This window comes from Micromonospora sp. RTP1Z1, assembly GCF_033804685.1.
Classification (GTDB): Bacteria; Actinomycetota; Actinomycetes; order Mycobacteriales; family Micromonosporaceae; genus Micromonospora.
This window is the reverse complement of sequence record NZ_JAPFQV010000006.1, coordinates 1-16,407: the sequence shown is the minus strand read 5'-3', so window position 1 is coordinate 16,407 and position 16,407 is coordinate 1. Positions and strand designations below refer to the sequence as shown.

Annotated in this window: 14 protein-coding genes and 1 pseudogene; 4 read left to right on the top strand and 11 right to left on the bottom strand. The window is 73.7% G+C overall.

Features of this window, described 5'->3' with window-relative positions:
* Positions 1-101 precede the first annotated feature (101 nt).
* Both SLP03_RS04845 and SLP03_RS04840 read left to right on the top strand, forming a co-directional pair.
* Positions 102-1,607: an ATP-binding protein gene (locus tag SLP03_RS04845; protein ID WP_319459293.1), complete on the top strand. Its 1,506-nt coding sequence runs from the start codon at positions 102-104 to the stop codon at positions 1,605-1,607.
* Positions 1,608-1,630: 23 nt separating this feature from the next.
* The gene (locus SLP03_RS04840; RefSeq protein WP_319459292.1) at positions 1,631-3,445 is read left to right on the top strand and encodes an acyl-CoA dehydrogenase; all 1,815 of its coding nucleotides are present in this window, start codon (positions 1,631-1,633) and stop codon (positions 3,443-3,445) included.
* 117 nt (positions 3,446-3,562) lie between these two features.
* Here the strand turns inward: SLP03_RS04840 and SLP03_RS04835 are convergent, their stop codons facing one another.
* Positions 3,563-5,245 carry a long-chain-fatty-acid--CoA ligase gene (locus tag SLP03_RS04835; protein WP_319459291.1) on the bottom strand — a complete coding sequence of 561 codons (1,683 nt, stop codon included), beginning with the start codon at positions 5,243-5,245 and terminating at the stop codon, positions 3,563-3,565.
* A gap of 318 nt (positions 5,246-5,563) precedes the next feature.
* Positions 5,564-6,277 carry a spermidine synthase gene (locus SLP03_RS04830; RefSeq protein ID WP_319459290.1) on the bottom strand — a complete coding sequence of 238 codons (714 nt, stop codon included), beginning with the start codon at positions 6,275-6,277 and terminating at the stop codon, positions 5,564-5,566.
* Positions 6,278-6,444: 167 nt separating this feature from the next.
* Here SLP03_RS04830 and SLP03_RS04825 point away from each other — a divergent pair, with 167 nt between their 5' ends.
* Positions 6,445-7,449 (top strand): zinc-binding dehydrogenase, encoded by a 1,005-nt coding sequence (locus SLP03_RS04825; RefSeq protein WP_319459400.1) that lies wholly within the window; start codon positions 6,445-6,447, stop codon positions 7,447-7,449.
* A 37-nt stretch (positions 7,450-7,486) separates the two neighbouring features.
* On the opposite strand, the gene SLP03_RS04820 is transcribed toward SLP03_RS04825, so the two are convergent.
* From SLP03_RS04820 to SLP03_RS04800, 5 genes are all read right to left on the bottom strand, one after another.
* Positions 7,487-8,095: a class I SAM-dependent methyltransferase gene (locus SLP03_RS04820; protein WP_319459289.1), complete on the bottom strand. Its 609-nt coding sequence runs from the start codon at positions 8,093-8,095 to the stop codon at positions 7,487-7,489.
* Positions 8,034-8,942, bottom strand: coding sequence for a sulfite exporter TauE/SafE family protein (locus SLP03_RS04815; protein ID WP_319459288.1), 909 nt, complete (start codon positions 8,940-8,942; stop codon positions 8,034-8,036). The genes SLP03_RS04820 and SLP03_RS04815 overlap by 62 nt, the downstream gene beginning before the upstream one ends.
* Complete coding sequence (locus SLP03_RS04810) at positions 8,939-9,496, bottom strand: rhodanese-like domain-containing protein (protein WP_319459399.1); 558 nt, start codon at positions 9,494-9,496, stop codon at positions 8,939-8,941. The genes SLP03_RS04815 and SLP03_RS04810 overlap by 4 nt, the downstream gene beginning before the upstream one ends.
* 126 nt (positions 9,497-9,622) lie before the next feature.
* On the bottom strand, positions 9,623-11,023 hold the full coding sequence (locus SLP03_RS04805; protein WP_319459287.1) for an MBL fold metallo-hydrolase: 1,401 nt from the start codon (positions 11,021-11,023) through the stop codon (positions 9,623-9,625).
* Between the two features lie 131 nt (positions 11,024-11,154).
* Positions 11,155-11,424 carry a metal-sensitive transcriptional regulator gene (locus tag SLP03_RS04800; protein ID WP_319459286.1) on the bottom strand — a complete coding sequence of 90 codons (270 nt, stop codon included), beginning with the start codon at positions 11,422-11,424 and terminating at the stop codon, positions 11,155-11,157.
* Between the two features lie 179 nt (positions 11,425-11,603).
* Here SLP03_RS04800 and eccB point away from each other — a divergent pair, with 179 nt between their 5' ends.
* Complete coding sequence (gene eccB / locus SLP03_RS04795) at positions 11,604-12,989, top strand: type VII secretion protein EccB (protein ID WP_319459285.1); 1,386 nt, start codon at positions 11,604-11,606, stop codon at positions 12,987-12,989.
* Positions 12,990-13,001: 12 nt separating this feature from the next.
* Here eccB and SLP03_RS04790 read toward each other — a convergent pair whose 3' ends face one another.
* The 4 genes and pseudogenes from SLP03_RS04790 to SLP03_RS04775 all read right to left on the bottom strand — a co-directional run.
* Positions 13,002-13,607 (bottom strand): class I SAM-dependent methyltransferase, encoded by a 606-nt coding sequence (locus tag SLP03_RS04790; RefSeq protein WP_319459284.1) that lies wholly within the window; start codon positions 13,605-13,607, stop codon positions 13,002-13,004.
* Between the two features lie 215 nt (positions 13,608-13,822).
* Positions 13,823-14,665: pseudogene (locus tag SLP03_RS04785) on the bottom strand (alpha/beta fold hydrolase).
* A gap of 117 nt (positions 14,666-14,782) precedes the next feature.
* Entirely contained in the window at positions 14,783-15,649 is an 867-nt protein-coding gene (locus SLP03_RS04780; RefSeq protein ID WP_319459283.1) for a carbohydrate ABC transporter permease, read from the bottom strand.
* Positions 15,649-16,407: sugar ABC transporter permease (locus SLP03_RS04775; protein WP_319459282.1), on the bottom strand; the 759-nt coding region annotated here is incomplete at its 5' end. The genes SLP03_RS04775 and SLP03_RS04780, both read right to left, overlap by 1 nt.

Here is a 16,407-nt window from a genome sequence, read left to right as displayed (position 1 = left end):
GTGGAAGGCGGGACCGGCCGCCGTCAGCGGACCCGGTGGCAGCCGGGGTGGGCCGGTGTCAGACTTCCAGCGGAGACCACCACAGCGAGGGACGTGGGCGCATGACGGGACACGGGTACGACCTCCGACCGGACACCGAGACCGTGACGCTGTTCGGCGCCCGGGTCACCCTCGTCGAGGCGGCCGCGCTGCTGACCGCCGCCGGCGCCGGCCCGGTCGAGCTGCTCGCCCACGCCGCCTTCCCCGACCCGGTCCGCCAGGTCCGCTTCACCGTGCGTACCGAGAACCGGGCCGGCCGGCCGACCCACCGGTTCGACGCGCATCTGACGGCGGACCGGCCCGGCATGACGGCGGGCCTGCTCGCGGTCAGCCTGGCCGGCCCGGCCGGGATCCTGCTCGCCCACCGGCTCGCCGCCCTCGAGCACGTCGGCGGCGGCATGGTGGCCGGCGCCGGCCGGGTGGCGGCGGAGGCCACCCGACGCCTCGGCCTGCGCCCACCGGCGGCCGCACCGCTCGCCGAGCCGGCCCGCGACCCCGCCGGCCTGGCCGTGCTGGCGGAGGCCGAGGAGCTGGGCCTGGCGCCGGTGATCGGGCACGACACCGGGCCGGGCGGCCGGACGGTGACCGTCCGCGGCGCGGTGCCCAGCGCCGAGGTAACCCCGGCGCACCTGCGGGCGATGGTCGCCCTCGTGCTCCAGGCCGTTCGCGAGCTGGCCGGCGACACCCCCGAGCCGGCGGTGCTGCGCGGCCGGTCGTACGCGATCGGTCGGCACGCCGAGCCACCCGCGACGGCGCCGGCCAGCGCGGCCGTGACCCTCGACCAGGTCGGCGGCCTGGCCGAGGTGGTCGCCCGGTTCCGGGAGATCGCGGTGTCGTTCTGCCACCCGCAGGTGATGGCCCGCTGGGGGGCTCGCCGGCCGCAGGGCATCCTCATGTACGGCCCGCCCGGCACCGGCAAGACCATGCTGGCCCGGGCACTGGCCAACGAGATCGGCGCCGACTTCACCGAGATCCGCACCCCGGAGATCCTCGACAAGTACCTGGGCGGCTCCGAGCGCAACATCAAGCAGATCTTCCGGGAGGCCCGCCGCTACCGGCAGCCGACGGTGATGCTCTTCGACGAGTTCGACAGCATCATCAGCTACGCCGGCGCGGGCGGGGACGCCGCCAGCCAGGCGGTGAACGCGGTCGCCGGCATCTTCAAGCAGGAGATGAACACCCTGTTCGAGGAGAACCCGGACGTCATCGTGGTGGCCACCACCAACTTCCCGCAGCGGGTGGACGCCTCGCTGATCCGGTCCGGCCGCTTCGACATCAAACTCGCCATCCCGACACCCGACGAGTCCGGCCGCGCCGAGATCATCACCAAGATGATCCGCGAGTTGATCGACCGGCACGAGCGGCCCGGCTTCCGGATGTTCGCCGCCGACGTCGACGCGGCCGAGCTGGCCGCGCTCACCCCCGGCCTGACCGGCGCGGACATCCGGGAGGTGCTGCGACGGGTACAGCTGGCCAAGGCGATGCGGGAGGCGACGGAGGGTGCGCCGGCCGCCCCGATCAGCCAGGATGACCTGCGAGAGGCCGTCGCCGGGCTGCGCCGGGGCTGAGACGGCACGATGGAAGGAGACCCGTGTCGTCCACCCTGTTGTCCCGTCGCGACCTGGCGTTCCTGCTCCACGACTGGCTCGACGTGACCCGGCTGACCGGGCGGCCCCGATACGCGGAGCACTCCCGGGAAACCTTCGACGACGTGCTGGACCTCGCCGCCCGGGTGGCCGCCGAGCACTTCGCCACCCACAACCGGGCCGCCGACGCCGCCGAGCCCACCTTCGACGGCCGCCGGGTGCACACCATTCCACAGGTCAAGGCCGCCCTGGACGTCTTCGCCCAGACCGGGCTGCTGGCCGCCAGCCTGGACGAGTCGGTCGGCGGGATGCAGCTGCCGCACGTCGTCTCCGCCGCCTGCTTCGCGTGGTTCCAGGCGGCCAACGTCGGCACCGCAGCGTACCCGTTCCTCACCCTGGGCAACGCCAACCTGCTGCTCACCCATGGCAGCGCCGAGCAGATCGACACCTGGGTACGCCCCATGCTGGCGGGGCGCTTCTTCGGCACCATGTGCCTGTCCGAGCCGCAGGCCGGCAGCTCCCTGGCCGACATCTCCACCCGGGCCGAGCCGCAGGAGGACGGGACGTACCGGCTGGTCGGCACCAAGATGTGGATCTCCGGCGGCGACCATGAGCTGGCCGAGAACATCGTCCACCTGGTGCTGGCCCGGATCCCCGGCGGGCCGGCCGGGGTCAAGGGCATCTCGCTGTTCATCGTGCCGAAGGTGCTCCTCGACGCCTTCGGCGCGCCCGGGCCGCGCAACGACGTGGTGCTGGTCGGCCTCAACCACAAGATGGGCTACCGGGGCACCACCAACACGCTGCTCAACTTCGGGGAAGGGGTGCACCGGCCGTACGGGCGGGCGGGTGCGGTCGGCTACCTGGTCGGGCAACCGCACCAGGGGCTGGCGCAGATGTTCCACATGATGAACGAGGCGCGGATCGGCGTCGGCGCCGGCGCGACCGCACTCGGCTACACCGCCTACCTCAAGTCCGTCGGGTACGCCCGCCAGCGGCCGCAGGGCCGTCCGCTCGCCGACAAGGACCCGACCGCGCCGCAGGTGCCGATCGTCGCCCACCCCGACGTCCGCCGGATGCTGCTGGCCCAGAAGAGCTACGTGGAGGGCGCGCTCGCCCTCGTCCTCTACTGCGGACGGCTGCTCGACGAGCAGAAGACCGCCCCCGCCGAGGCCGACCGTGACCGCGCCCACCTGCTGCTGGACATGCTCACCCCGATCGCCAAGAGCTGGCCGTCGCAGTGGTGCCTCGCCGCCAACGACCTGGCCATCCAGGTGCACGGCGGGTACGGCTACACCCGGGACTACGACGTCGAGCAGCACTGGCGGGACAATCGGCTCAACCCGATCCACGAGGGCACCCACGGCATCCAGGCGCTGGACCTGCTCGGCCGCAAGGCCACCATGCAGGGCGGCGCCGGACTGGCGCTGCTGCTGGAGACGATCGGCGCGACGGTCACCCGGGCCTGGAAGGCCGAGGGGGAGGCGGCGGAGCTCGCCGCCCAGCTCGGCGCGGCGGTGGACCGGATCGGCGTGGTGACCCGCCGGCTCTGGGCCACCGGCGACCCGGAGCTGGCCCTGGCGAACGCCAGCGCCTACCTGGAGGCGGTCGGCCACGTCGTGATCGCCTGGATGTGGCTGGAGCAGCTGCTCGTCGTCGAGGCGGCCGGCGCTCCGGACGGGCCGGACGCCGACTTCCTCGCCGGCAAGCGGCAGGCCGCCCGGTACTTCTTCCGCTACGAACTGCCCCGCACCGGCCCCCAGTTCGACTTGCTGGAGAGCCTCGACCGGACCACCCTCGACACCCGCGAGAGCTGGTTCTGACCGCCCGGCGCGCCGGGGCCGGCCCTCGACCGGCGGGGCTGCTGCCGCCGCGGCCGCCGGCACGTTCGGCACCGCACGATGGACGCCGGCATCGCGCGCCGGACCACGGCCCAGGGGTCAGTCCCCGGCGAGCAGCCGGTCGCGGACCTCGCGGCGGAGGACCTTGCCGATCTGGGACCGGGGCAGATCCTCCACCACGACGACGCGGCGGGGCACCTTGTAGCCGGCGAGGTGCTGCCGGCAGCCGGATCGGACATCCTCGGGGGCGGTGGCGGCCTCGGGGTCCAGCACCACCACGGCCACGACGTCCTCGCCGCCGCGCTCGCCCGGCAGGCCGACCGCGGCCGCGTCGAGGACGCCGGGCACCAAGCGCAGCGCCTCCTCCACCTCGGACGGATAGACGTTGAAACCGCCGGTGATGATCAGCTCCTTGATCCGGTCCACCACGGTCACGAAGCCGTCCGGGTCCATCGTCACCACGTCGCCGGTACGCAGCCAGCCGTCCGGCAGCAGCATCGCCGCCGTGTCCTCGGGGCGCCCCCAGTAGCCGGCGAACACCTGCGGGCCCCGGATCAGCAGCTCGCCGGCCTCGCCCGGGGCCCGGTCCCGGGCCGGGTCCTCCGGGTCGACGATCCGGATCTCGGTGGACGGGAAGGGCACCCCGACCGTGCCGGGCCGGCGGGCCGGGGAGACCGGGTTGCCCAGGGTGATCGGGGAGGTCTCGGTCATGCCGTACCCCTCGACGAGCAGGCCACCGGTGACCGACTCCCACAGCTCCATGGTGGCCGGCGGCAGCGCCATGGCGCCGGAGATCGCGTATCGGACGGAGGTGAGGTCGATGTCGCGTTCCCGGGCGGCGGTGGCGAGCCGCTCGTAGATCGGCGGCACGGCGGGCAGGAAGGTCGGCGGGCGGCGGCGTACCGCGTCGAGGACCTGCTCGAGGTCGAACCGGGGGAAGAGCACCAGGGTGGCGCCGATACTCACCGAGAAGGTCAGGCACAACGTCAGCCCGTACGCGTGGAAGAGCGGCAGGACGGCGTACACCGTCTCCTCGCCGTCGCGCAGGCCCGGCACCCAGGCGCGGCCCTGCGCCGCATTGACCCGCAGGTTGCAGTGGGTGAGGATGGCGCCCTTCGGGGTGCCGGTGGTGCCGCCGGTGTACTGGAGCAGCGCGATGTCGTCCGCGCCGGGCGTCGGATGGTCGGCCGGCAGGGGGCCGGCGGCGGCGACCAGCTCCGCCCAGGAGAGCGTGCCGGGCGCCGGCGCGGTCATCGCGGCCCGCGCGGCGCGGGCCTTGCGCAGCGGCAGCCGCAGGGCCCAGCGCTTGAACGGGGGCAGCGCGCCGGTCAGGTCGACCGCGACGACCGTCTCCACCGAGCCCCGGCCGGCGACCAGCGGGGCGACCTTGTCCCAGACCACGGCCACCCGGGCGCCGTGATCGGTGAGCTGGTGCTCCAGCTCCTGCGCGGTGTAGAGCGGATTGTGCTCGACCACCACCGCGCCGAGGCGCAGCACCGCGTAGAAGGCGACCACGTGCTGGGGGCAGTTCGGCAGCACCAGCGCCACCCGGTCGCCGCGCGCCACGCCGAGCCGGCGCAGCGCCTCGGCGGCCCGGGCGACCTGGGCGGCCAGCTCGGCGTACGTGGTGGTGGCGCCGAAGAAGTCCAACGCCACCCGGGAGCCGAACCGGCGGGCGGCGTCGGTCAGCAGGTCGACCAGCGACTCCGCCGGCGTGGCGATGGTGGCCGGTACGCCTGGGGCGTAGCTGCGCGTCCAGGGCCGATCCGCGGTCACGTCCATCGCCGTGTCTCCTCGCTGGTGGGGTGGCGCCACCACCACCTTAATCTACGGGCCAGTAACCTACCGCCGCGTAGGTCCCTGGCCCCGGAGCTGAGGTGCGGCGGCCCCGACCATCGGAAGGTAGCTCCCCCGGCGTCGGGCCCCAGGTGCTGGCGGCGCTGCGCGGAGCCGTACCCGTCGGGTCGTCGTCAGCGGCGGCCGGCGGCCGGATGGCGGGCCTGGCGGCCCTTCACGACGGCCAGCACGATGACGACCACCAGCGCGATCACCCCGATGATCACCAGCCAGCGGACCGCCCCCGGTCGGGCGCGTCGGGGGTCAGTGCCGGGCGACGTAGACGGTGTTCGCGGACTCCCGGCCCTGCAGCGGGTTGGGAAACCGGACGACGTGCGCCACCGAGGTCGGGAACACCTCGGTCAGCACCCGCTGGAACGACGGGTCGGGCGGGTCGTTCGACCAGAGCGCGAAGACTCCGTCGGGGTGCAGCAGCGCGGCGAGCCGGCGCAGCCCCGCCGCCGTGTAGAAGTCGGCGTGGCTGGGGTGCAGCACCTGGCGCGGCGAGTGGTCGACGTCGAGCAGCACGGCGTGGAACCGCCGCCCCGGCGCGTCGGGGTCGAACCCGACCCCGTCGGCGACGGCGGCGAAGAAGTCGGCCCGGACGAACCGGGTACGCGGATCGGTGGCCAGCCCGGCGGTGAAGGGCAGCAGGTCCCGGCGGTGCCAGTCGATCACGTCCTCGATGGCCTCCACCACCACCAGCGAACGGACCCGCGGGTCCTCCAGGGCGGTCCGCGCGGTGTAGCCGAGGCCGAGCCCGCCGACCACGACGTCGAGGGCGTCGCCGGCCAGCGTGGCCAGCCCGAGCCGGGCGAGTTCGATTTCCGCGACCGGGAAGAGGCTGGACATCAGGAACTCGTCGTCGAGCTTCACCTCGTACACGTCGACGTCGAGCGACGGGTCGCGCCGTCGGCGCAGGCTGATCTCGCCGATCGGGGTCTCCCGCCAGGCCAGTTCTTCGAATCGCGCGCCCACGGGGGTCCTCTCCGCCGGTTCCGTCACCGGATGCTACCGGCCCGTCGGCCCGCCGCCGGACGAACCGGACCGCGCCGGGCTTTTCCGCCGCCCTCGGCATCCTGCGCCCCGACCCGGGTAAGCCACCCGGTCGATGGTGACGGCGGAAGGGGACCGCGGTGGCGGAGATGTTGGCCGGACGGTTGCACGTGACCGGGCGGGAGTTGCGGGTGGAGTCGGTGCCGGTGCCCGAGCCGGGTCGCGGGGAGGTCCGGATCAGGGTCGCCGCCGCCGGGGTGTGCCTGTCGGACGTGCACCTGATCGACGGCACGCTCACCCCGGTGTACCTGCGCGGCGACGTGGTGACTTTCGGTCACGAGGTGGCCGGGACCGTCGACGCGCTGGGGGAGGGGGTCGAGGGCTGGCAGCCGGGCCAGCGGGTGCTGCTCCAGGCGGGGGAGCGGGACCGGCGCGGCACGGTGCTCACCCGCGGCGTCGACTACGACGGCGGCTGGGCCGAGTACGCGCTGGCCCGCGAGGACACCGTCATGCCGATCCCCGACGCCCTGCCGTTCGAGCAGGCCTGCATCATCCCCGACGCGGTCTCCACCCCGTGGGCGGCGGTGACCGACACCGCCCGCACCCGGGCGGGGGAGGCGGTCGCGGTGTGGGGGGTCGGCGGCCTCGGCGCGCACGCGGTGCAACTGCTGCTGCTGGTCGGTGCGGCGCCGGTCATCGCCGTGGACCCGCTGCCGGCGGCCCGGGACCGGGCGCTGACCCTCGGCGCCGACATGGCCCTGGACCCGAAGGACAACGCCTTCCGGGATGTCGTGCTGGACGTGACCAACGCCCGCGGCCTGGACGTCGCGTTCGACTTCGCCGGCGTCACCCCGGCACGCGAGCAGGCCATGACCGTGCTCGGCCGGCAGGGCCGGCTGGTGCTCAGCGGCATCGCCAACCAGCCGGTCACCATCCCCTCGGACAGCCGGTTCAACTACAGCCGGCAGGCCGTGCTCGGCCACTACGGCTCGGAGGCGCAACACGTCGAGCAGCTCGTGTCGCTCGCCGCTCAGGGACGGCTCGACCTGACCGCCTCGGTCAGCGACGTGCTGCCGCTGGCCGAGGCGGCCGAGGCGGTGCGCCGGGTCCGCGACAAGGAGGGCAACCCGATCCGGCTCATCCTGCGCCCCTGACCGGTCGGCCGGGCGCGCCCCGTGCGCCGGTGCGGGGTCAGCCGACGGGGCGGGCCGCGACGACCACCGTGTCGAGGGCGTCCACGCTGCCACCATCGTCGGTGGGCACCGGCCGGCGGGCGGTCTCGGCCCGCTGGATCCGCAGCCCGGCGAGCCCGTCAACGACCGCCTCGGGGGTGAGCAGGATCGCCGGGTCCTGCGGCCCGCCCGTCCCGCCGTCGAGGTTCGTCCGGTCGTGGCCGACGACGACGATCGTGCCGCCGGGGCGCAGCGCGCTCCGGGCGGCGGCGAGCACCCGGGCCAGCTCCTCGGCGGGCAGGTGCAGGTAGCTGATCAGGACCAGGTCGTAGCTGCCCGGCACCGGCCGGTACGCGGTCACGTCGGCGACCCGCCACTCGACCGGTACGCCCCGCGCGGCGGCCAGCTCGCGGCCCCGCTCGACGGCCACCGGCGAGAAGTCCACGGCGGTGACCCGCCAACCCTGCTCGGCCAGCCAGACCGCGTTGCGTCCCTCCCCGGCGGCCAGGTCGAGCGCGCTGCCGGGGGCCAGCCCGGTGACCGACTCGACGACGAAACGGTTGGGTTCAGCGCTCCACACCAGACCTGGCGTGTTGGCGTACCGGGCGTCCCAGTCGCTGCTGTCCACTGTGTCTCTCCTTCTGGCGGTGTCGCACCACCGCCACTGCGACCGTACCGGCCACCGCGAGCGCCGCCACCGCGGCCAGCCCCAGTCCCAGATCGGCGGGAAGCTGCTGGGCGAGGACGAAGACGCCCATCACCACGACGAACCAGCCGAACGCCCGGCGCAGCAGGTCGGCGGGGATCCGCCCGGCCAGCCGGCCACCGGCGAGGCTGCCGAGGGTCGCCGCGGCCGTGACGGCGGCGGCCAGGCGCCAGTCGATGGAGACGCTGGACAGGTGGCCGGTGAAGCCGGCGAGGGTCTGCATGGCGATGACCAGCAGCGAGGTGCCGACCGCGGCGGGCATGGGGAGGCCCCCGACCAGGGTCAGCGCGGGAACGACGACGAACCCGCCGCCAGCGCCGAAGAGGCCGGAGAGCAGGCCGACCGCGACCCCCGCGGCCAGCGCCCGCCCCACGGAAAGCTCCCGCGGTGTCGGCTCGTCGCAGGCCCGACGACCGCGCAGCATCTTGACGGCGGTGCCGAGCATCATCACGGCGAACGCGGTGAGTAGCGCCGCCGTCGGAATGAAGGTGGCGAGCCGGCCGCCGGCGTACGCGCCGGCCATGCCGGCCAGCCCGAACAGCAGGCCGGTGCGCCAGCGGACCCGGCCCGCCCGGGAGTGCGGCACGAGCGCGACGGCGCTGGTCACCCCGACTACGAGCAGCGAGATGGCGATGGCTTCCTGGGCAGGCAGTCCGGCGACGTACACCAGCAGGGGTACGGCGAGGATGGATCCGCCGCCGCCGAGCAGGCCGAGGCTCACCCCGATGAGCACGGCCAGCCCGACGGTCAGCGCCAGGGCGCCGGTCATGAGCGGCTGCCCGCGGTCGAGCCCTCCCGCAGTTGGCCGACGATGGTGTCCAGGTCGCAGCTCGCGCCCCGGTTGTACGGCAGCTTGCCGAGCAGCATGCCCATCGCACAGGTGTTGGTGACGGCCGCGAACGTGAGGCCGGCGCCGATGAAGCCGGCGACCCACGTGAGCCCGGACAGGAAGACCGAGCCGAGGATGCTGAGCAGCACGATCGAGCCGGCGACGACGCGGACCTGCCGTTCCAGGTCCCAGCGGGGGGTGCCCTGCCGGGTCGGTGCGTTCGCGGCCTGCCAGGCCAGCATGCCGCCGTCGAGGACCTTGAGGTTCGGCAGTCCGACCCCGGCGAGGGACCGTCCGGCCTGGCTGGCGCGGGCGCCGGAGCGGCAGATCAGCACCACGTCCTCGCCCAGGTGGTTGCGCAGCTCCGCCCGGTGCTCCCGGAGCAGGTCCAGCGGAACGTTGTAGGCGCCGGGGATGTGGGACGTCTCGAACTCGGCGGGGGTGCGCACGTCGAGCAGCCGGGGCCCCTGGCCCGAGTCGATCAGCTGGCGCAGGGCGCCGGCGTCGAGCGTGGCGGGGCGGAAGTGCTCATGTCTCCTCGTTCGTGGCTCAACGCCGTTCTCGGCGGGCAGGGTGGGGCCGGCCGGCGCGGAGCCGCGCCGGCCGGTGTCGCAGTTGGGTCAGGGCTTGTCGGCCATGGCCACGCCCGCCGCCTCGGCCTCGCCGAACTTGTCGTCGATCACGACCACCTGGCGGCCGACGTTCGCCAGCAGCGAGGCGGCGGCGGTGGCGCGGTAGCCGGATCCGCAGTGCACCCAGACGGTGCCCGCAGGCACGTCGGCGAGCCGCCTGGGCAGGTCGGGCAGCGGGACGTGCACGGCGCCGTCGATGTGGCCGCCGCGCCACTCGTTGGTCATCCGGACGTCGAGGACCACGTCGGGGGCGGGCAGGCCGGCGGGCGGGTTGCCCGCGCGTGCGGCGGCCAGCGCCGGGAAGTCGGCCATCCGCAGCTCGCGGAGCTGGGCGGGGTCGCTGGCCCACTGCTCGGGCTCGCCGGTGGCCTGGGCGGCGGGCCGGTCGATGCCGATCCGGACCAGCTCGCGCTGGGCGTCGGCGACCTGCTCCGGCGTCTCCGCCAGCAGGGTGATCGGTACGCCCCAGTCGATCAGCCAGCCGAGCCAGGTCGACATCGGGCCGTCCAGCCCGAGGCTGACCGTGCCGGCCAGGTGGGAGGCCGCGTACGCCTTGCGGGTGCGCAGGTCGACCACCCATTCGCCGGCGGCGATCCGGTCCCGCAGCTGCCCGGCGTCGGCCCGGGTCGCCGGGGTCAGGTCGACGGGTGCCGGACCGGCGGCGTTCGCCACCCCCATGTGCGCGTAGTACGCCGGGTAGGCGTCCAGTCCCGCGAGCGTCTCGGTGACGAACTCGTCGGCGGCCAGTCGGAGCACCCGGTTGGCCTGCTTCTCCCGCCCGATGATCGACTCGGGGGCGTCGGCCTGGGCGGCCGAGCAGAAGCTGCCGAAGCCGTGGGTCGGCCACACCTGCGCCCCGTCTGGCAGCAGGTCGGCGAGCCGCCGTGCCGAGGCGTGCTGGTGGTGGGCCAGCTCGTGGGCGTGCTGCTCGCCGAGCAGGTCGGTGCGGCCGGTGGTGCCGAAGAGCAGCGAGCCGCCGGTGAAGACCCCGACCGGCCGCCAGGCGCCGGCGGTGGCCTCGTCGAGGACGTACGACAGGTGGTGGAAGGTGTGGCCGGGCGTGTCGACCACCCGCAGGCGCAGCGAGTCCCCGACGGCGACGGTGTCGCCGTCGGCGACCCCCACCCGGTCGAACCGGACGTCGTCGGCGGCGGCGACCAGGTACTGCGCGCCGGCCACCCGGGCGAGGTGCAGGCCGCCGGAGACGTAGTCGTTGTGTACGTGGGTCTCCAGCACGTGGGTGATTCGGACGCCCTGCTCGCCCGCCAGGCGCAGCACCCGGTCGATGTCGCGCTGCGGGTCGACCACCAGCGCGATCGTGCCGTCGCTGGCCAGGTAGCTCCGGTCGCCCAACGAGGACGTGGTGATCACGGACACCTCGACGGTCATGTTCGATTCTCCTTCGCTGTCTTATACCCGGGGGGGTTTGCGGGAGATAGACGTCCGCCCGGGTCACGGGGTGCGCCTACCCGCCCGCGCCGGGTTCACACGGCGCGGGTGTCAGGTCGTACGGTCGTCGGTCAGGCGAGGGCGAGGAAGAGCTTCTCGAGCTCCTCCTCGGTCATCTCCGGGGTCTCGCCACGCTCCCGCGCGGCGCTGCAGTGCCGCATCCCCGACGCGATGATCTTGAAGCCCGCCCGGTCGATCGCCTTGGACACGGCGGCGAGCTGGGTCAGTGCCTCCCGGCAGTCCTGCCCGCTCTCCATCATCTCGATCACCGCGTTGAGTTGCCCCCGGGCCCGCTTGAGCCGGGTCAACGCCTCGCCGGTCATCTCCGGTCGTAGCTTCACCGCGCCACCTCCTGCGTTCCAACATACCCCCGGGGGTAGCCGTCCGCCACATACCCCCAAGGGTATTGCCGGCCGGGCCGCCTGAAACGCCCATTCAGCGCCGAATGGCGACGCAGGGTCCTCGACACATCGACGGAACGCTTATCCTGTGCCCCGGCCGACCCACCGGAAGGGATCCCATGCCGTCGCGGCAGGACCAGCTCCACTCGTACCAGTTCACCGTCCAGCGGGCGGTGGCCGCGCTGGTGATGCGAGAGACCGACCCCGCCCAGTCCCCGTTCCGGCGGCTGGCGGGCGCGGGCCTGGCCAGCGTCCTGGTCGCGGTCATCGGGCTCGGCGGCTTCGCCCTGTACGGCCTCTTCGCCGGCGGTGGCACCTCCTGGCGAAACTCCGGCGCCGTGATCGTGGAGAAGGAGTCCGGCGCCCGGTTCGTCTACCGAGAGCAGCGGCTGCACCCCGTGCTCAACTACGCCTCCGCCCTGCTCATCATCGGCGCCGACCGGCCGAAGACGGTGCTGGTCTCCCGCCGCTCGATCGAGGGCGTGCCGCGCGGGCTGCCGCTGGGCATCGCCGACGCGCCCGACTCGCTGCCCGCGCCGGGTCGGCTCTCCACCGTGCCGTGGACGGTCTGCTCGGTCACCTCGACCGAGGCCGGGGGTACCGAGCCGCGCTCCGCGCTGCTGATCGGCCGGGACGCCACCGGCGGCCGTCCCCTCGGCGAGCAGGGGGTGCTGCTGCGGCACTCGGACGGCAGCCTGCACCTGCTGTGGCACCAGCGGCGCTACCTGCTCCGCGACCCCGACCGGGTGCTGGCGGCGCTGGCCGCGACCCGGGAACGGGCGGTGCCGGTGGCGCCCGCGCTGCTGAACACCGTGCCGGCCGGCGCCGACCTGGCCCCGCCCACGGTCCGCGGCCTCGGTGACCGCTCCGCCCGGGTCACCGGCGCCACCATCGGCGACGTCTACCTGGTCCGAAACTCCGGCGGTGGCCGGCAGTACGCGGTGGCCGAGCGGGACGGCCTGGCCGGCATCACCGAACTCCAGGCCGGCCTGCTGCTCGCCCGGACCGGCCAGGGTGAGCCGGAGCCGATCACCCTGGGCCGGTTCGCCGCCCTGCCCAAGCTGCCCGACCGGGTCCCCACCGGGCCGACCGCGCCGCCCCCCGCCCCGCCCCGGCTGGCGACCGTCGACGGCGGCGCGGTCTGCGCCCGGGTCGGCGACGACACCGGCGTACCCGACGTGCGGCTGGGCGTCACCCCGCCGGACCTCGCCGCCACCGCGCGCACGCCGGCCGGTCGGGGCGGGGTGCTCGCCGACCAGGTGGTGGTGGAGCCCGGACGTGGCGCGGTGGTCGAGTCCGCGGCGGCGCCGGGCGCCTCCGGCGCCGCGGTCTCCGTGGTCACCGACCTGGGCCGGCGGTACGTGCTCGCCGACGGCGCGGTGCTCGGCATGCTCGGCTACGCCGGTGTTCGCCCGGTGCGGCTGCCGGCGAGCCTGGTCAGCCTGGTGCCGGCGGGCAGCCCGCTCGACCCCGCCGCCGCCCGCGCCGTCGCCGCCCCGGCCTGACCGTGGCTCGGCTCAGTCGGCCGGCCGGCGCAGGACGCTGACCGCGAAATCGGCGTCGTCCCGCCATGGGCGCAGGTCCCAGGTGGCGCAGCGATGCTCCAACCGCAGCCCGGCGGCGACCGCGTCGGCGTCGAAGTCGGTCAGCGGGTAGCCCCGGTCGGTACCGAAGCCCACCACCACGATGCCGTCCGGGCGGACGTGGGCGGCGACCCGGGCCAGCACCGCCCGTTCGGTGCCGGGTGCGACGAACGCCATGACGTTGCCGGCGATCACCGCCGCGTCGAAGGGCTCCGCCTCATCCTGAGCGGCGAGGTCCAACTCGGCAAGGTCGCCGACCAGCCAGCGCGGCCCGGGGTGATCGGCGCGGGCGGCCTCCACCAGGGCGGGGTCGGCGTCGACCCCGACCACGGTGTGGCCCCGGGCGGCCAGCGCCGCGGCCACCCGCCCGGTGCCGCTGCCCGCGTCCAGGATGCGGGCCCCCGGGGGCACCATCGCGTCCAGCATCCGCGCCTCACCGGCCAGGTCCGCCCCCTCGGCGGCGAGCCGGCGGAACCGGTCGATGTACCACTGCGAGTGCCCGGGCTGCGTCTCGGTCACCCAACGGGTCGGCTTGCTCATGGGACCACCGTAACCGGATCTTCGTTGGCGGGAGCCGGATGGGTTGCCGGGCGCCGCCACCGTGCGTGACCAGGCACGATGTCGCCAGCCACCGGCTCGCCGACCGGTCCGCGTCCACCGTGGTCGCTCGCACCGGGTCACCCTGGTGTCCCCCCACGTTCAAGGTCAAGTTCAGCCCGTCTCCGCGCCGCCGGTCAACCTTTCGAACCGTCCCGTCAACCGGCGGAGAGGATGAGCTCCGCGGTCCGCTCCGGTTGGTCGACCTGCACGAAGTGGCTCGCATTCCGCAGCAGGTGCAGGTCGGCGCGCGGAAAGAGCTCCGCGAAGCGGCGCGCGACCCTCGGGTTGAGGGAGCGGTCCTCCGCACCGAAGATCACCCGCACCGGCCGGTCGAATCGGCGCAGGTCGGGTAGCCGGCGCCGGCGCGTCAAGACGGTGCCGAGCAGGTCGTCGTTGAGCCGCCAGAATGCCGGCTGGGCCGCGGTGAAGTCGTCGTACAGGCGGTTCACCACAGGATCCCTGCGTTGGTCGTCCCGGATGAACCTGCCCACCTGCCAGATGTAGAGGCGCCGAGCGAGGTCCGACCCACGGCCGGCCAGCGCCCGAGCTGCGTTGCGCAGCAGCGGAGTCGAGTACAGCGCGATGACGGGTGGTCGGCGCAGCGCCGCTGTCTGGTGGTAGTAGGTGTTGAGCAGCACCAGCGCGGCGACCCGGTGCGGATACAGCAGCGCTCAGTCGATCGCTGGTGGCCCGGACGCGTCATGGGCCACGAGCACGACCCGCTCGAGCCCGAGGTGGTCGATCACCGCCGCGAGGTCACCGGTCTGGTTGTCCGCCGTGTACGGGTAGCCGGCGGGCTTGTCGGAGCGGCCCCAGCCGAGGAAGTCGAAGCGGACGACCCGCCGATCGCCGAGGTGCGGCATCAGTTCGTCGTAGAGGTGCAGGTTGTCGGGGAAGCCGTGCAGCAGCACCAGCGGCACCCCCTCGCTACCGGCCACCTCGACATGCAGCAGGTGCCCGGCCCGGGGGACCTTGAGTGCCTCACGTACCGCCGCCATACGACCCCGATCGCCGTGAACTAACGCCGACACTAGTCCGTAACCGGGCGAATTCGGGTCGAAAAGGCGGCGCTGCCAGGCGCCGGCGAGAAACCCCGGCACCTGGCAGCGCAGACGTCAGCCCTTCTCCGCGCCGCTGGTCAGCCCCTCGGTGAGCAGCCGCTCGCTGGCGAAGAAGAGGATCACGATCGGCAGGGTGAGGATCACCGAGCCCGCCATCAGCACGGTCTTCGGCACCTCGACGCCGTCGGAGAGCAGTGACAGCCCGAGCGACACCGTCCACCGGTTCGGCTTGTCCACCAGGAAGAGCAGGGCGAAGAGGAACTCGTTCCAGGCGATCATGAAGTCGTAGAGAGCCACCGCCATGATCGACGGTGCGGCCAGGGGCAGGCTGACCCGCCGGATGATGCCGAGCCGGCTGGCGCCGTCGATGGCCGCGGACTCCTCCAGACTGATCGGGATCGTCTCGAAGTAGTTCTTCAGCATGAAGACCGAGACCGGCAGGGTCTGCGAGATGTAGACCAGCACCAGCCCGAACAGCGAGCCGCGCAGCCCGACCCGGGTGAAGACCACGAACAGCGGGATCGCGATGACGATCGACGGGAAGAGGTAGACGGCGAGGAAGAGGGCGTTGACCTGCCGGCGGCCGAAGAACCGCAGCCGGGACACCGCGTACGCGCCGGGAATGGCGACCACCAGGGTCAGCAGCGTGGCGGCCAGCGCCACCAGGCCGCTGTTGCGGATGAAGGTGAGGAATCCCTGGCCGCCGTCCTCGGCGGCCTTGAGCACCTCGGCGTACGTCGCGACGGTGAACTCGCTGACCGGCACCCACAGCGAGCCGGGGTCGAGCAGCAGGCGTTCGATGGGGCGCACCGAGAGCACCAGCATGTACCAGAAGGGCAGCACGGTGACGAGCAGGAAGGTGGCGATCACCAGCCGACGCAGCCAGCGCAGGCTGACCGTCTCGACCCGGTCCCGGTCCATCACGCCTCCCTGCGGGCGGTGAAGAAGCGCAGGTAGATCGCGACGAACGCGATCAGCACCACGGCCAGCACGACCGCCTGCGCCGCCGCCGCGCCGACGTCGGTACGGGCGGTGAGGAACTGGTAGACCCGGACGCTGACCACCTCGGTGCCGGCGGTACCGCCGGTGAGCAGGTAGACGTCGTCGAACTTGTTGAACGTCATGATGAACCGGAGCACCGCCAGCAGCGCGATCACCGGCATCAGCTGGGGCAGCAGGATGTGCCGGAAGCGCTGGGTCGGGGTGGCGCCGTCGACCCGGGCCGCCTCCTCCAGGTCCGCCGGCACCGCCTGCAACCGGGCGAGCAGGAACAGGAACGCGAACGGGAAGTACCGCCACGCCTCGAACGCGATCACCGTCCACAGCGCGGTCGAGTCCTGGGACAGGAACGGGATCGGCGCGTCCCAGCCGAGGAACCGCTGCCCCCAGGCGTTGACGATGCCGAGCTGCGGGTCGAGCATCACCTGCCAGACGAAGGCCACGGCGACCACCGGCGCCACGTACGGCAGCAGCATCGACGCTCGGACCAGCGTGCGCCCGCGGAAGGGCCGGCGGACGACCAGCGCGGCGACCAGCCCGATCACGATGGAGCCGAAGGTCCCGCCGAGGCTGTAGAGCAGCGTGGTCCAGAGCGTGTCGGCGAACCCTGGGGTGTGCAGCACCCGGTCGAAGTTGCTCATGGTGAATTCGCCGAGGAGCCCGGTCTTGCGCAGGGTGGC

Excerpts from the sequence above, each read along its gene's own strand:
- SLP03_RS04825 (WP_319459400.1), top strand. The coding sequence starts at position 6,445 with ATGTTGGCCGGACGGTTGCACGTGACCGGGCGGGAGTTGCGGGTGGAG.
- eccB (WP_319459285.1), top strand. The coding sequence starts at position 11,604 with ATGCCGTCGCGGCAGGACCAGCTCCACTCGTACCAGTTCACCGTCCAG.
- SLP03_RS04835 (WP_319459291.1), bottom strand. The coding sequence starts at position 5,245 with ATGGACGTGACCGCGGATCGGCCCTGGACGCGCAGCTACGCCCCAGGC.
- SLP03_RS04805 (WP_319459287.1), bottom strand. The coding sequence starts at position 11,023 with ATGACCGTCGAGGTGTCCGTGATCACCACGTCCTCGTTGGGCGACCGG.
- SLP03_RS04780 (WP_319459283.1), bottom strand. The coding sequence starts at position 15,649 with ATGGACCGGGACCGGGTCGAGACGGTCAGCCTGCGCTGGCTGCGTCGG.
- SLP03_RS04815 (WP_319459288.1), bottom strand. The coding sequence starts at position 8,942 with ATGACCGGCGCCCTGGCGCTGACCGTCGGGCTGGCCGTGCTCATCGGG.
- SLP03_RS04845 (WP_319459293.1), top strand. The coding sequence starts at position 102 with ATGACGGGACACGGGTACGACCTCCGACCGGACACCGAGACCGTGACG.
- SLP03_RS04790 (WP_319459284.1), bottom strand. The coding sequence starts at position 13,607 with ATGAGCAAGCCGACCCGTTGGGTGACCGAGACGCAGCCCGGGCACTCG.